A 14311-nucleotide genomic window follows, 5' to 3' on the forward strand; every position below is an offset into this window, starting at 1 on the left:
TCAGCGTGCGGCCGCTCGCCCGGCCTGCCGGCCGGAGAACAGGCATCCTCCGAGGAATGTCCCCTCCAGCGCCCGGTAGCCGTGCATGCCGCCGCCACCGAACCCGCTCGCCTCACCGGCGGCGTAGAGGCCCGCGATCGGCCGACCGCCCGCGTCGAGGGCACGACCGTCCAGATCGGTGTGGATTCCGCCCAGCGACTTCCGGGTCAGCACATGGAGCTTTACGGCGATCATCGGGCCGGCTGAGGGGTCCTGCAGACGATGGGGCGCAGCCGTCCGGATCAGCTTGTCGCCGCGGTAGCCGCGCATCGACCGCAGCATCCCGATCTGAGAATCCTTCGTGAAGTCGTTCTCCATCTCCAGGTCTCGCGCCACGATCTCGCGTCGGACCTGCTCGATGTCGAGTGCGTCCCCTCCCTCGTGCGCCTTCATCTGCTCGAGCAGCGACTCCAGGTCGTTCTCGACGATGAAGTCCTCGCCTTCGTCGAGGAAGGACTGCACGGGTCCGGTAGGCCCCTTGGCGAGACGGGAGCGGAGGAGGAGTCCCACGTCCTTGCCCGTCAGATCGGGGTTCTGCTCACTGCCGGAGAGGGCGAACTCCTTTTCGACGATCTGCCGTGATGTGACGAACCACGAGTGGTCGTGGCCCGTGGCACGCAGATGGGCGAGCGTGCCGAGAGTGTCGAAACCGGGGAAGAGCGGAACCGGCAGCCGTCTGCCGGTCGCGTCGAGCCACAGCGAGGATGGCCCGGGGAGGATCCGGATGCCGTGCGAAGGCCACACGGGATCCCAGTTCGTGATCCCCTCGACGTAGTGCCACATCCGATCGCCGTTGATGAGCCGCGCCCCCGCGGACTCGGACACCGCCTGCATCGACCCGTCCACGTACGCCGGGACACCGCTGAGCATGTGCTGCGGCGGGGTCCCGAGGGAGGTCGGCCACGCAGCCCGCACGAGGTCGTGGTTGCCGCCGATCCCGCCGGAACTCACGATCGTGGAGCCCGCAGCGATCTCGAACTCGCCGATGACCTCGCGGGACGACTGCTCCCCACGGGAGGCGGCGCTGGAGGCGAGAATGCTGCCGCGTGCGCCGGTCACGGCTCCGTCCGTGGTGACGAGTTCGGTGACACGGTGCCGCGGGAGGATGGTCAGCCGTCCTTCGCGCTCACCCTGTTCGGCCGCCGCGGCGAACGGGGCGACCACCCCGGGTCCGGTGCCCCAGGTGATGTGGAAGCGGGGAACCGAGTTGCCCGGGCCCAGCGCGCCGTAGCCGCCGCGCTCGGCCCACCCGACGACCGGGAAGAACCGCATCCCGCGCTCGTGCAGCCAGGCGCGCTTCTCGCCAGCGGCGAAGTCCAGGTACGCCTCCGCCCAACGCCGCGGCCACTGATCTTCTTCGCGGTCGAATCCGGCTGTGCCGAACCAGTCCTGCGAAGCGAGTGCGAGGGAATCCTTGATCCCCAGACGCCGCTGCTCGGGGGAGTCGATGAAGAACAGCCCGCCGAACGACCACCAGGCCTGACCTCCGAAGTCGGTCCGCGGCTCCTGGTCGACCAGGATCACCCGTCGGCCTGCGCGCAGGGCTTCCCCGACGGCCACGAGACCCGCGAGCCCCCATCCGATGACCAGAACGTCTGCAGACAGGGGCGATTTCGTCATGGGGTCTCCGGTGATTCCTGACGTGAGCGGGTCTCGAGCGTGGGGCGTCCGGCAGCGGCGGTGCCGATGCCGGACGGCTCGAATGTGTTCACCATGGCATACGCCGCGCGCTCGAGGTAGTCCCACAGTGTGGATTCGTGCAGGGGCGACAACCGGGCCTCGTCGAGCGCGGTCCGCATGTGACGGAGCCAACGATCGCGGGCATCGGGGTCGACGTGGAACGGCATGTGGCGCATCCGCAGGCGAGGGTGCCCCCGGGTCTCGCCGTACGTGGTCGGTCCGCCCCAGTACTGCTCGAGGAACAGCAGGAGGCGCTCCTCGGCGGGGCCGAGGTCGTCTTCGGGGTACATCGGCTTGAGGACGGGATCCGCCGCGACCTCGCGGTAGAAGACCGAGACGATACGTGCGAACGTCTCGCGTCCGCCGACCTCGTCGTAGAAGCTCACTTCTGGGTGCTCCCGTCATCGTTGGTCTTCTTACGCCGCCAGATGCCGCGGTCGGGAATCACGGGCACACCGGTCACCGCATTGGGTCGCGTCCTGGGCGGGTTGGCACCGCGCACGCGTCGGGCGCCGTCGAGTCCGGTCGGGATCACCGTCTCCATGCTGGGCAGACCGATCTCCTTCTCGAGCAGCGCCGAGCGGAGACGCTTGCGCAATTCCTGCGCGACATCGTCCTTGGCGTTCGCACGGGCCTTGATGACGAGCCGCACCACGAGTGCGTCTCCGCCGATCGACTCGAGACCCCAGAGTTCGGGCTTCTCGATGATCCGGGTGCGCCACTTCGGGTCCTTCGCGAGAGTCTGCGCTGTCTCGAGCATCGTCTGCTCGACCTGGTCGAGATCGGAGTCCAGCGGGACGCCGATGTCGATGATCGCGCGAGCCCATCCCTGCGACATGTTGCCGATGCGCGTCACCTCGCCGTTGCGGACGTACCAGAGGGTGCCGTTGACGTCCCTGACCTGCGTGATGCGAACGCTCACGTATTCGACGACACCGGTCGCGAGCCCGAGGTCGACGACGTCGCCGATGCCGATCTGGTCCTCCGCGACGATGAACATGCCGTTCAGCACGTCCTTGACGATGTTCTGGGCGCCGAAGCCGAGGCCGGCGCCGACCGCGGCCGTGAGGAGCGTGAGCGAACCGAGCAGCGTCGGAGCGAGATGGTTCACCACGAGCACGATCGCGATGACGACGAGCATCACGTTGACGATGTTCTGCAGGATCGTGCCCAGCGTGCGCGTGCGCTGCACCAGCCTCATGTCCGCGAGCGGAGAGCGTTCGAGGGCCTGCGTGTCGTCGACCTCGGCCTTGCTCTTCGCACTGTCGACGATCCGGTGGACGACCCGGCGGATGACCACTCTGAGGACGAGCCCGATGAGGATGCACCCGCCGATGATCGCCACGACCCCGAGTGCCTGGAATCCGACGTCCCTCAGAATGCCGAGCGTCTGCGTCCACCAGGTGACGACCTGCTCAACAGGGGGTTCGGTGGTGTCGATTGGAAGCATCATCCCCTCCAGGGTAGCGATCGGGCCTCTGCGCAGGCTGGAAGCGCCGCGCAGAGGCCCGATCGATCGAAGCGGGATGAGGCCCGGGGTCTCAGTCCTCCGCGTCGCGCGCCTGGGCCGCCAGGGCACGTTCGACGTCGGCGAGGTTCTCGAGCACGAGTCGACGGAGCGCCGGCGGGGCATCCTGGTGGGCGGCGAGCCAACCTCGGGTGGAATCGCGGAGCTCGACGTCGGCGATCGCGGTCGGGAAGAGGCCGACGACCAGGTACTGGGCGATCTGGTACGTCCGGGCATCCCAGATGGGGAGCAGCATGTCGAAGTACGCGGGCACGAACTCGCGCAGGGCCTCTGCACCCGCCGGGTGCACGAACCCGAGAGCCGCGGACCGCACGATGGTGTTCGGGGCATCGTCCCGTTCGATCAGCGAGGCCCAGGCGGCCTTCTTCGATGCGGAGTCGGGCAGGGCCGCGCGCGCCTGAGCGGCGAACTCCGCACCCTTCGCGGTGTTGTCGGCGGCGAGGGCGGCGTCGATGGTCGCGGCATCCGTCGCGCCGATCGTCGCCAACCCGACGAGGAGCTGCCAGTTCAGGTCCGCGTCGATCTCGAGTCCCGGCAGGCTCTCCTCGCCCGAGCGCAGACGACCGACGATCCCCGCATGGTCGGGGGTGACGAGCGACCCGGCGAACGCCGTGACGAACTGGAGCTGGCTGTCGCTCCCCGACTCGGCGCCCTCAGCGAGGGCCCACAGGCCGTCGGCGACCTTGTGACGCGCGGCGAGACGGTTCTCAGGAGTGACGTAGAGGGTGGCCGCGGTGCGGAGCTGCGCGAGCGTCGTGCGCACCGTCGTCGACTCGGTCTCGCGGCCGATGTTGCCGAGCACGAGGTCGATGTAGTCCGATGCCGCGCTCTCGGCATCCCGGGTCTGATCCCAGGCCGCACCCCACACGAGGGAGCGGGCGAGCGGGTCGCTGATGTCGGCGAGGTGGGCGATCGCGGTCGCGAGGGACCGGTCGTCGAGGCGGATCTTCGCGTAGGCGAGGTCGTTGTCGTTCAGCAGCACCAGGTCGGGCCGCGTGATGCCGTGCAGCTCCGGAATCTCCGTGCGGTCGCCGTCGACATCAACCTCGGCGTAGTGAGTGCGAACCAGCGAGCCGTTCTCCAGCGAGTAGAAGCCGATTCCCAGACGGTGGGGGCGGATGGTCGGGTAGTCGGCCGGAGCGGTCTGGGTCACCGCGAACCGCGAGATCTTTCCGTCCGCATCCTCGGCGATCACCGGCTCGAGCGTGTTCACACCGGCGGTCTCGAGCCACTTCTTCGACCAGGTGCTGAGGTCGCGACCACTGGTGGCCTCGAGCTCCACGAGGAGGTCGCTCAGCTCGGTGTTGCCCCAGGAGTGCTTCTGGAAGTACTGGGAGACGCCCGCGAAGAACTCCTCGATGCCGACCCATGCAGCGAGCTGCTTGAGGACGGAGCCGCCCTTGGCGTACGTGATGCCGTCGAAGTTGACCTGCACGTCCTCGAGGTCGTTGATCTCGGCGACGATCGGGTGCGTGGAAGGAAGCTGGTCCTGGCGGTAGGCCCAGGTCTTCTCCATGGCGTTGAAGGTCGTCCACGCCTCGGTCCACTCGGTGGCCTCGGCCGTCGCGATCGTGGACGCCCACTCGGCGAAGGACTCGTTCAGCCACAGATCGTTCCACCACTTCATGGTGACGAGGTCGCCGAACCACATGTGCGCGAGCTCGTGCAGGATCGTGACGACGCGACGCTCCTTGACGGCATCCGTCACCTTGCTGCGGAACACGTACGTCTCGGTGAACGTGACAGCTCCGGCGTTCTCCATCGCGCCCGCGTTGAACTCGGGCACGAACAGCTGGTCGTACTTGGCGAAGGGATACGGCACGCCGAACTTCGACTCGAAGTAGGCGAAGCCCTCACGCGTCTTGTCGAAGATGTAGTCGGCGTCCAGGTGCTGCCACAGGCTCTTGCGGCCGTACACGCCGAGCGGGATCACGCGGCCCGACGCGCTGGTGAGCTCTGAGAAGGTCGACTCGTAGGGTCCGGCGACGAGAGCGGTGATGTACGACGAGATGCGCGGGGTCGGCTCGAACCCCCACGTCGCCACGGAGGGGTCGTCGTGCACGATGGGCTCGGGAGTGGGGGAGTTGGAGATGACCTTCCATGTCGCCGGCGCGGTGACCGTGAACTGGAACGTCGCCTTGAGGTCCGGCTGCTCGAACACCGCGAAGACACGGCGGGAGTCGGGGACCTCGAACTGCGAGTAGAGGTAGACCTCGCCGTCGACGGGGTCGACGAAACGGTGGAGCCCCTCTCCGGTGTTCGTGTACAGGCAGTCCGCGTCGACCACGAGGACGTTCTCGGCCTGCAGGCCGGCCAGAGCGATGCGAGAGTCGGCGAAGACCTCGTCCGGATCCAGCTGCTCGCCGTTGAGGGAGATCTCACGGACCTCGCGCGCGATCAGGTCGATGAAGGTGAAGCTCTCCGGTGTCGCGGTGAAGCGCACGACGCTGCGGGAGCCGAAGACCTCAGCACCCTTCGTGAGGTCGAGCGAGACCTCGTACGACTGGGTGTCGACGACGTCGCGGCGCTCCTGCGCTTCGAGGCGGGTGAGGTTCTCTCCAGGCACAGCTGTACTCCCAGGGGTGAGGGGATGCTGCCGTAACCGAGCGCAGTTGGCGCCCACGGCAACCATGACAGCCTACGCCAGCATGGCGACCTGTCCCACGTCCGGAAGATGAAAGAATGGATGCGTGACTGCGATCGAGCCGAACATCGTCCCCTTTGCCTCTCCTGCCGCTGCGAGCGGGGCGCCGTTCGTGACGACGCCGACGGCCTACGACGCCATCCTCCTCGCCGGATTCGGCGGGCCCGAGGGCCAGGAGGACGTGATCCCCTTCCTCCGCAACGTCACGCGCGGACGCGGCATCCCGGACGAGCGGCTCGAGGAGGTCGCGCATCACTACCGGCACTTCGGCGGAGTGAGCCCGATCAACGGGCAGAACCGCATTCTCAAGGAGGCGCTGGAGGGCGAGCTCGCGCGTCGCGGCATCGACCTCCCCGTCTACTGGGGCAACCGCAACTGGAGCCCGTACCTCGAGGAGGTCGTGACCGAGGCCGCCGAGCACGGGCACCGGACGCTCCTCGCCTTCGCCACCAGCGCGTACAGCTCGTTCTCGAGCTGCCGGCAGTACCGCGAGGACTTCGCTCGGGTCCTGCAGGAGACGGGTCTGGGCGAGACCGTCACGATCGACAAGATCCGGCCGTTCTACGATCACCCCGGTTTCGTCGAGTCCTTCGAGACCGGAGTGCGTGAGGCGATCGAGAGGTTCCTCGCCGACGGCATCGCGCCCGCGGACATCCAGATCCTGTTCTCCACGCACAGCATCCCCACCGCCGACGCCGAGCGGTCGGGCGCACGGGACATCGACTGGGGCGAGGGCGGTGCCTACGCGGCACAGCACCTCGCCGTCGCCGCCTGGGTGATGGATCGCGTTCGCGCCTCCGTGCCCGAGGCGGCGGACGTGTCGTGGGAGCTCGTCTACCAGTCCCGCTCGGGCCCCGCGTCCCAGCCGTGGCTGGAGCCGGACGTGTGCGATGTCATCGGCGAGCTGCCCGAGCGCGGCCGCAAGGCGGTCGCGGTCGTGCCCGTCGGCTTCATGAGCGACCACATGGAAGTGCTCTGGGACCTCGACACCGAAGCGGCGGAAGCCACGGAGGAAGCGGGCCTGGCCTTCACCCGCACCCCGACCCCGGGAGTGGCGCCCACCTTCGTCGCGGGCATCGTCGACCTCATCCAGGAGCGCCTCGACGGACGTCCGAACGAGGAGCGACCCCACGTCACGGCCCTCCCCGGCGGATTCGACGTGTGCCGTCCCGGCTGCTGCGAGAACGTGCGGGCAGGGTTCAAGCCGGCCGCAGCCGGCGTCGCTCCGTGATGCCGCGCTGACAGCCGCGCTTCTAGGATGGAAGCCATGCGCATCCATATCGCCACCGATCACGCCGGTCTCGACTTCTCCACCCAGCTGCAGGACCACCTGCGCAGCGCGGGGCACGAGGTCGTCGACCACGGTCCGGTCGAATACGACGCGCTGGATGACTATCCCGCCTTCTGCATCCGGGCAGCCCAGGCGGTCGTGACCGACCAGGCCGAGGGCATCGAAACGCTGGGCGTCGTCTTCGGCGGATCGGGCAACGGCGAGCAGATCGCCGCGAACAAGGTCGAGGGCGTGCGCGCGGCGCTCGTCTGGAACACGTCGACTGCCGAACTCGCCCGCGAGCACAACGATGCGAACGTGATCTCGATCGGCGCCCGTCAGCACACGTTCGACGAGGTCATCTCCTTCATCGACACGTTCATCGCCACGCCGTTCTCGCAGGAGGAGCGCCACATCCGTCGCATCGGACAGATCGCCGCCTTCGAGCACGACGGCTCGCTGCTCCCGGATCCTCGGGCCTGACATGCCCGAGGGCCATTCCGTCCACCGCATCGCCCGGCAGTTCGACCGGAACTTCGTCGGCAGGACGATGCGCGCCTCCAGCCCGCAGGGGCGTTTCGCCGAGGGTGCCGCGATCCTCGACGGACGTGAGGCCATGAGCGTGCAGGCGGTCGGCAAGCAGATGTTCCTCGAGGCGGAGGGCGACATCTGGCTGCGCGTGCACCTCGGTCTGTACGGAGCCTGGGATTTCGCGGGCGAGATCCTCGTCGATCCGACCATCGCCTCGTCGAACGGGCGCATGGGCCAGACGAATCAACGGGGGACCACTCTCGATGACGACGCTGTCGAGGACGCCATCCTCGACGATGCCGGGGAGAACTCCCTGGCCTCGATCGGTGCACCACGGCGCACCCGCGTGCACGTACGGATGTCGGAGCAGACGAAGGGCCTCGCCGACGAGGGGACCGAGTGGCCTCCGCCGGTGGTCGGCCAGGTGCGACTGCGGTTGATGACGGATCTCACGGCAGCGGACCTGCGCGGCCCGACCGCCTGTGTGCTGCAGACACCCGACGAGATGCTGGCGACCATCGCGAAGCTCGGGCCGGATCCACTGGTCGGTGACCCGGCGCACAACGAGGAGCGCTTCGTGCGCGCCGTGCGGAAGAAGCAGACCGTCATCGCTCTGCTCCTGATGGACCAGGCCGTGGTCAGCGGCATCGGCAACGTCTACCGCGCCGAGATGCTGTTCCGGCAGCGCCTGAATCCCCATACCCCCGGCCGCGACGTGCCCGAGGACGTGGTGCGGGCGCTGTGGCATGACTGGGTGCGGCTCCTCGCGATCGGCGTCGAGACCGGGCAGATGATGACGATGGACGACCTGACGCCCACGCAGTACCGGGCGGCTATGGCGAGCCGAGACGACCGTCACTGGGTCTATCATCGCGCGGGTCTGCCCTGCCGCGTGTGCGGCACCGAGATCGCCCTGGAGGAGATCGGCGCACGCAAGCTCTACTGGTGTCCTCGCTGCCAAGCGTGACGTGCCGGTCATAGGCTGGGAGGATGCGCCAGAATCCCAGCTTCACGCTCGCCGACGTGGGGGAGATGCGCCGAGTCATCGACGCGAACCCCTGGGCGACCATCGTCAGCGTCGGCGCGGACGGGCTCGTCTCATCCCACTACGTCGTCCTCCTCGACGTGGATCGAGACGACCTGACGGTCGTCGGACACGTGGGCAGGCCGGATGACCTCATCCACGGTCTCGGAGACGGAGAGCTCCTCATCGTGTTCCAGGGGCCCCACGGGTACATCTCGCCGGGCTGGTACGGCGACGTGCCGGCGGTCCCGACCTGGAACTACGTCGCCGTCCATCTGGCAGGCGTGCCGGAGATCCTGAGCGAGGAGGAGAACCTCGCCGTGCTGGATCGCCTCGTCGATCGCTTCGAAGGTCAGATGCCAGAGCCCCGGCGCATGTGGGAGCGACCGAACGATCCGGCCTTCGTCGCGCGCCTGGCCGCAGGCACCGTCGGATTCCGACTGACACCGACGCGGGTGGTCGCGAAGCGGAAACTGAGCCAGAACAAGGCGCCGGAGGTCGTGGAGACGGTCGTCGCCGAGCTGGAGGGCGACGGGCCCTACGCGCACCCGGCGCTGGCGCAGGAGATGCGCCGCGCGCAGCGTGCACGGACGAGGACATCGTCGTGACACAGGTCGGGGATCTGGTGGGCACCATCGTCGCCGTGCGCATCGCTGGAGAAGGGCGCGAGTTCCTCGTCGACGACGAACCGGTCGACATCTTCATCGAGGACGGCACGATCGCGGACATCGCGCCGACGGGGGCACTTCGGACACGAGGAGAGGTCCTCGACACGGCCGGCGCGTGGGCGGTGCCCGGTCTCTGGGACAACCACGTCCACACCGTGCAGTGGGCGCTGGCCGCGGAGCGGGTTTCGCTCGGCTCTGCCGAATCCGCGGCCCAGGCGGCAGGGATCATGGCGGCGGCTCCGCCGCTCCCGGACGGTCGCAAGGTGGGCGCCGGCTACCGCGACGCGATCTGGGCGGATGCTCCGACGCTGGACCTCATCGATCAGAGGACCGGTGAGACCCCGACGTATCTGATCAATGCGGACGTCCACAGCACCTGGCTCAACTCGGCCGCCCTGCGTCTGGAGGGCTACGTGAGCCCCGACGGCGTGCTGCGGGAGGAGGATGCCTTCGAGATCTCTCGGCGCCTCAACGCCGTGGACGCGGCCCGCGGTGACGCGGCTGTCCTGGCGGCCGGGGAACGTGCGGCGATGCGCGGCGTCACCGGCCTGGTCGACTTCGACATGGCCTGGAACGCCGACGCGTGGCCGCGCAGGGTCGCGTCCGGCTTCGCCGCGCACCGGGTCGAGTTCTCGATCTACCCCTTCGATCTTCGACGCGCGATCGACGAGGGCCTCCAGACCGGCGACCTGAGAGAGGATGCGGATGCCCCATCCGCCGGTCGCGGGCTGATCCGGGTCGGGCCGCTGAAGATCATCAGCGACGGCTCCTTGGGAACCCGGACCGCTGCCTGCTCGCACGCGTACTCCGGGGATCCGGGGAACTTCGGAGTGCTCACCGTCCCGCCCGCCGAGCTGACGGCGCTGTTGACCACGGCGACCGCCGCGGGGCTCTCCGTCGCCGTGCACGCGATCGGGGATCGTGCCGTGACCGCGGCCCTGGACGCGTTCACCACGACGGAGGCCGTCGGCACGATCGAGCACGCTCAGCTCGTCAGACACGGTGATCTGGCTCGGTTCGCGCGATTGGGCGTCGTCGCCAGCGTGCAGCCCCAGCACGCCCTCGACGACCGGGACATCGTCGGTCGGCTCTGGGCCGAGCAGACGTCGATCGGCTATCCGCTCGGGGCGTTGCGCGATGCCGGGGTCGATCTCCGCCTCGGATCCGATGCGCCGGTGGCGGCGCTGGACCCGTGGCAGGCGATGGCGGCGGCCGTCACCCGCACGGACGACGACCGCGGACCCTGGCACCCCGAGGAGCGACTGACCGCCGCTCAGGCGCTGCGGGCGAGCGCCCGGACGTCCCTGCGGCCCGGACAGCCCGCGGACATCGCGATCACGGGTCTCGACCCGTTGACGGCGTCCGGCGCGGAGCTGCGCGGGATGCCGGTCACCGTCACGCTCCTCGAGGGGCGGATCACGCACGCCTCGTGATCACCGGGCACGACGAAGGGCACCGGGCGACGCCCGGTGCCCTTCGTCGTGCGGATCTCTCAGGCGGCGATGTGCGACACGAGGAACCAGCGGTCCTTCTCGAGCCCGCGAACGATCTCGATCGCCACGTCCTGGCTCGTGAGGTCGACCTCGTCGAGGCCCTCGATCGCCGACTTCGCGTCGATGAGGATCGCGTCGATGTCGGCGATCACTGCGCGGACGAGCTCGTCGGACTGCGTGAAGCCGGCCGGAACCGAGGTGGAGCTGCCCTTGGCCGCGACCGAACTGACACGCGCGTCGATCGGCAGGCCGAGTGCGACGATGCGCTCTGCGGCGGTGTCGGCGAACTCGCCGGCGTGGTCGACGATCGTGTCGAGCAGCTCGTGCACACCGACGAAGTTGGCGCCGCGGACGTGCCAGTGCGCCTGCTTGCCGTTGATGGTGAGGGCCTGGAGGCCGAGGACGACGGGGGAGAGGAACTGGGCGGCTGCGGCTGCCACGGTCGGGTCGCTCGCGGTGGTGGAAACGGTGTGTGCCTTGCTCATCTTGACTCCTCAGGAGTGGTCGTCTGCATGTCTGATGAAGACAACGCTACTCAGCCTGGAACATTCCGCAAGCAAGCGAAGGCTGGGCTTAGTCCCGCGTAATCACGCGGCAGGACAGGGGTGTGAGGGTAGTCTCACCTCATGACCATCGCCGCCGGAGCATCCGTTCTCGCACTACCCGGAAGAACCCCGACCATCGATCCAGCGTCCTTCATCGCCGACGGTGCGCGAGTCGTCGGGGACGTCGCACTCGGAGCCGAGGCCAGTGTCTGGTACAACGCCGTCCTGCGCGGCGACTCCGCCGCGATCGTCATCGGCGACGGCAGCAACGTGCAGGACAACGTGTCGGTGCACGTGGACGTCGACCATTCGGTGGTGGTGGGCGCGAAGGTCTCGATCGGGCACAACGCCGTCGTGCACGGCTGCACGATCGGTGACGGTTCTCTCATCGGGATGGGGGCGGTGGTGCTGAGCGGCGCGGTGATCGGCCAGGGCTGCCTTGTCGCCGGGGGCGCGGTCGTGCTCGGCGACGCCGTGATCCCGGATGGGAGCCTCGTCGCGGGCGTCCCCGCGAAGGTGCGCAGAGCGCTGACGGACGAGGAGCGAGCGGGGCTGATCCGCAACGCGGAGATCTACCTCTCGCATCTCGCCACCCACGCCGCCGCGACGAAGATCTGAGGCTGTCGTCCCCGCTAGGCTGGGGAGCACGGGGCGGTGGCCAAGCTGGTTAAGGCAGTGGGCTCATAACCCAACGATCGCGGGTTCAAGTCCCGCCCGCCCTACCGTGTGACCGGTGTCACGATTCGTCGGCGGGCTCCGCGAGTTCGAGGTGCTCGTCGATGAGGGTGATGCCGCCGCTCGAGTTGGCCGAGTGGGCGAGCTCCTCGATCCAGCGTCGGCTGAGCTCCGGCGTCTCCGACTCCTGGAAGACGAAGCGCAGCGGGATCGAGGGGTGCAGCCAGATGGTCGATCGCCCCTGCTGCTGGCCGTCCGGGTGCCTCCAGGACAGCGTGAAGCTCTCGTTCCGGCGGAGCTTCGTGGCGACGACGACCTTGAGGTGTGCGAGAGCCCTGTCGTCGATCTGGATCGGCTCTGAGGCGCCGTAAAAGAGAGAACCCATGTCTCGGAATCTACGTGTGCCGCGCGCGCGGGCTGTTTCTCCGCACCACGACGCGCGATCGATGCGAAGAGTTCATTCGCGAAATGTCATCGCCGGTGCGTACCCGCGGTCACCGAGGGGAGCACGCCGAACGCGTCGCGATAGGCGACGGCGAATCGAGACGGGTGGGAGAAGCCCCATCGTCGCGCGATCGCCGCGACGGTCGACGGGGCCCCGGAGCGCAGGTCGCGGTGCGCGCCGTCGAGGCGCGCCTGCTTGAGGCATTCGGCCGGTGTCATGTCGAGCGCGCGACGGAATGCGTACTGCAGGCCCCGGGTCGACATGTGGACAGCCCCGGCGACATCATCCACGGTGATCGGGCGGTGTGCGTTCTCGGCGATGAAGTCCAGCGCCCTCCGCACCGTCGCCGGAGCCGGGGCCGACTGCGCGGAGCGATGCCGGTTCTTCTCGATCGAGGTCGTGAACGACGTCAGGGTGGTCGCGGCGGCGTGTCTGCCGAGTTCCGCCCGCACGACGTGGTCGTCGTCATCGAGGGCGGCAGCGCTGGATTCGAGATACGAGAACATGCGATTCCACGCCGCGGAGGCCTGTTCGCTCTTCGGTGCGAGCTCGGCGACGTGCAGGGAGAGGGTGTCGTCGCCGCTGATCCGTCGAGCCAGCTGCTGGAGCGCGTCCCGCTCGAACACGAGGGCGGTGACCCGCGCTCCGCGTTCCCACTGGGCGTGCACGCGAGGACCGTCGGAGATCCATGGACTCGTGGGGTTCAGGTCGCCGCGATCGGACCAGACACGCACGTCCGGACCGGCGACGCGGCAGGCGAGGAACTGGTCGTGCGGCTCCGCCGTGGAACGCACCTCGGCCGCGAGGTCATAGCGGACCAGGCTGGCGGCGCCGAGGTCGGCAGAGTGCCAGTCGAACAGGAAACGGCGGGGATCCACGTCATGCAGCACGGCGGACGGCACGAACTGCTTCCAGGTGGACTCCACGAGAGAGACGTCTCGGGTTCGGAACTGCATCCGTGTCTACCTCCTGTGTTCACGGTGTGGTGATGGTCGTACCGGCCAGGTCCCGTCGAGCCGATCGTCGGGCTCGATCCGGCCGATCCGGATGAAGTACTCGGTGAGGCTCGCTGCTTGGGCGCGAGCCCATCCGATCTGACTCGTGTGCAGTTCCGCCAGCGTCTCGGGCAGAGCGAACTGACGGGCCAGAGCCTGGGCGACTCGGCCTGCGGCCACCGCATCTGCAGCTGCCTCATGAGCGTCTTCGAGGCTCACGGCATAGAGCGCGGCGACGACCTGGAGCGTGCGCTTTCCAGGTCGGTATCTATCGTACGCCTTGTCGATGACCAGTGGATCGATGATCGGCGACGGATCATCCAGGGGGATCACGCCGTGTCGTCGCGCCTCATTCGCGAGGAGCGAGAAGTCGTAGGACGCGTTGTAGGCCACGACCGGAACGCCCTGCGCCAGCAGGGAGCGCAGGGCCGCGATGACCTCGGCGACGACCTGGCCCACCGGGCGGCCGTGACTGCGGGCCTGCGCGGTCGTGATCCCGTGCACGGCGGTCGCACCCGCGGGGATGTCGATGCCGGGATCCGCGAACCAGTCCCGTGCGGCGATCTCGCGCCCGTGTGCATCGAGAAGACCGACGTGCGCCGTGACGATCCGGTCGCTCTCGACGTCGACTCCCGTGGTCTCCAGGTCGAAGACCCCGACGCGCGTCACCCAGTCGGGAAGGGGCGGGAGCGCGGGCATGGTAGCCACGCTAGAGCCGACCTCGGACATCGCGGAGGAGGCGTGGCCACCGTGCTCGCCACTCGTAGACTGAGC

14 protein-coding genes and 1 tRNA gene are annotated in these 14311 nt (G+C 68.5%); 7 read left to right on the forward strand and 8 right to left on the reverse strand.

Annotated features, from left to right (window positions below):
• The 4 genes from BN2660_RS13575 to pepN all read right to left on the reverse strand — a co-directional run bounded on the left by BN2660_RS13575 (nucleotide 1) and on the right by pepN (nucleotide 5813).
• Nucleotides 1-1659, reverse strand: coding sequence for an FAD-binding dehydrogenase (locus BN2660_RS13575; RefSeq protein ID WP_091233040.1), 1659 nt, complete (start codon nucleotides 1657-1659; stop codon nucleotides 1-3).
• Nucleotides 1656-2105 carry a globin gene (locus tag BN2660_RS13580; RefSeq protein WP_091233042.1) on the reverse strand — a complete coding sequence of 150 codons (450 nt, stop codon included), beginning with the start codon at nucleotides 2103-2105 and terminating at the stop codon, nucleotides 1656-1658. Before BN2660_RS13580 ends, BN2660_RS13575 begins: the two co-directional genes overlap by 4 nt.
• Nucleotides 2102-3172 carry a mechanosensitive ion channel family protein gene (locus BN2660_RS13585; protein ID WP_091233045.1) on the reverse strand — a complete coding sequence of 357 codons (1071 nt, stop codon included), beginning with the start codon at nucleotides 3170-3172 and terminating at the stop codon, nucleotides 2102-2104. The genes BN2660_RS13580 and BN2660_RS13585 overlap by 4 nt, the downstream gene beginning before the upstream one ends.
• Before the next feature lie 88 nt (nucleotides 3173-3260).
• On the reverse strand, nucleotides 3261-5813 hold the full coding sequence (gene pepN, locus BN2660_RS13590; protein ID WP_091233047.1) for an aminopeptidase N: 2553 nt from the start codon (nucleotides 5811-5813) through the stop codon (nucleotides 3261-3263).
• Between the two features lie 124 nt (nucleotides 5814-5937).
• On the opposite strand from pepN, the gene BN2660_RS13595 reads away from it, so the two are divergent.
• The 5 genes from BN2660_RS13595 to BN2660_RS13615 are packed head-to-tail and all read left to right on the forward strand — an operon-like array spanning nucleotide 5938 to nucleotide 10817.
• The gene (locus BN2660_RS13595) at nucleotides 5938-7122 is read left to right on the forward strand and encodes a ferrochelatase (RefSeq protein WP_091233050.1); all 1185 of its coding nucleotides are present in this window, start codon (nucleotides 5938-5940) and stop codon (nucleotides 7120-7122) included.
• 36 nt (nucleotides 7123-7158) lie between these two features.
• The gene (locus BN2660_RS13600) at nucleotides 7159-7644 is read left to right on the forward strand and encodes a ribose-5-phosphate isomerase (RefSeq protein ID WP_091233053.1); all 486 of its coding nucleotides are present in this window, start codon (nucleotides 7159-7161) and stop codon (nucleotides 7642-7644) included.
• A 1-nt stretch (nucleotide 7645) separates the two neighbouring features.
• A complete protein-coding gene (locus BN2660_RS13605) occupies nucleotides 7646-8659 on the forward strand; it encodes an Fpg/Nei family DNA glycosylase (RefSeq protein ID WP_091233056.1) in 1014 nt (337 codons plus the stop codon).
• 23 nt (nucleotides 8660-8682) lie between these two features.
• Nucleotides 8683-9324, forward strand: a complete 642-nt coding sequence (locus BN2660_RS13610; RefSeq protein WP_091233061.1) for an FMN-binding negative transcriptional regulator — start codon at nucleotides 8683-8685, stop codon at nucleotides 9322-9324.
• Nucleotides 9321-10817 (forward strand): amidohydrolase, encoded by a 1497-nt coding sequence (locus BN2660_RS13615; RefSeq protein WP_091233064.1) that lies wholly within the window; start codon nucleotides 9321-9323, stop codon nucleotides 10815-10817. Before BN2660_RS13610 ends, BN2660_RS13615 begins: the two co-directional genes overlap by 4 nt.
• 59 nt (nucleotides 10818-10876) lie before the next feature.
• On the opposite strand, the gene BN2660_RS13620 is transcribed toward BN2660_RS13615, so the two are convergent.
• The gene (locus BN2660_RS13620) at nucleotides 10877-11362 is read right to left on the reverse strand and encodes a Dps family protein (protein ID WP_091233067.1); all 486 of its coding nucleotides are present in this window, start codon (nucleotides 11360-11362) and stop codon (nucleotides 10877-10879) included.
• Nucleotides 11363-11503: 141 nt separating this feature from the next.
• Between BN2660_RS13620 and BN2660_RS13625 the strand changes: the two genes are divergently transcribed.
• Together BN2660_RS13625 and BN2660_RS13630 are read left to right on the forward strand one after the other, a co-directional pair.
• On the forward strand, nucleotides 11504-12040 hold the full coding sequence (locus tag BN2660_RS13625) for a gamma carbonic anhydrase family protein (RefSeq protein ID WP_091233070.1): 537 nt from the start codon (nucleotides 11504-11506) through the stop codon (nucleotides 12038-12040).
• A 30-nt stretch (nucleotides 12041-12070) separates the two neighbouring features.
• Nucleotides 12071-12144 (forward strand) — tRNA-Ile (locus tag BN2660_RS13630).
• Nucleotides 12145-12158: 14 nt separating this feature from the next.
• Here the strand turns inward: BN2660_RS13630 and BN2660_RS13635 are convergent.
• The 3 genes from BN2660_RS13635 to BN2660_RS13645 form a co-directional block, all read right to left on the reverse strand.
• A complete protein-coding gene (locus BN2660_RS13635; RefSeq protein WP_091233073.1) occupies nucleotides 12159-12482 on the reverse strand; it encodes a DUF7882 family protein in 324 nt (107 codons plus the stop codon).
• Nucleotides 12483-12568: 86 nt separating this feature from the next.
• Nucleotides 12569-13498 carry a helix-turn-helix transcriptional regulator gene (locus BN2660_RS13640; protein ID WP_091233076.1) on the reverse strand — a complete coding sequence of 310 codons (930 nt, stop codon included), beginning with the start codon at nucleotides 13496-13498 and terminating at the stop codon, nucleotides 12569-12571.
• Between the two features lie 6 nt (nucleotides 13499-13504).
• A complete protein-coding gene (locus BN2660_RS13645) occupies nucleotides 13505-14236 on the reverse strand; it encodes an exonuclease domain-containing protein (RefSeq protein ID WP_091233079.1) in 732 nt (243 codons plus the stop codon).
• Nucleotides 14237-14311: the final 75 nt, after the last annotated feature.

Source organism: Microbacterium sp. 3J1, assembly GCF_001049495.1.
GTDB lineage: Bacteria > Actinomycetota > Actinomycetes > Actinomycetales > Microbacteriaceae > Microbacterium.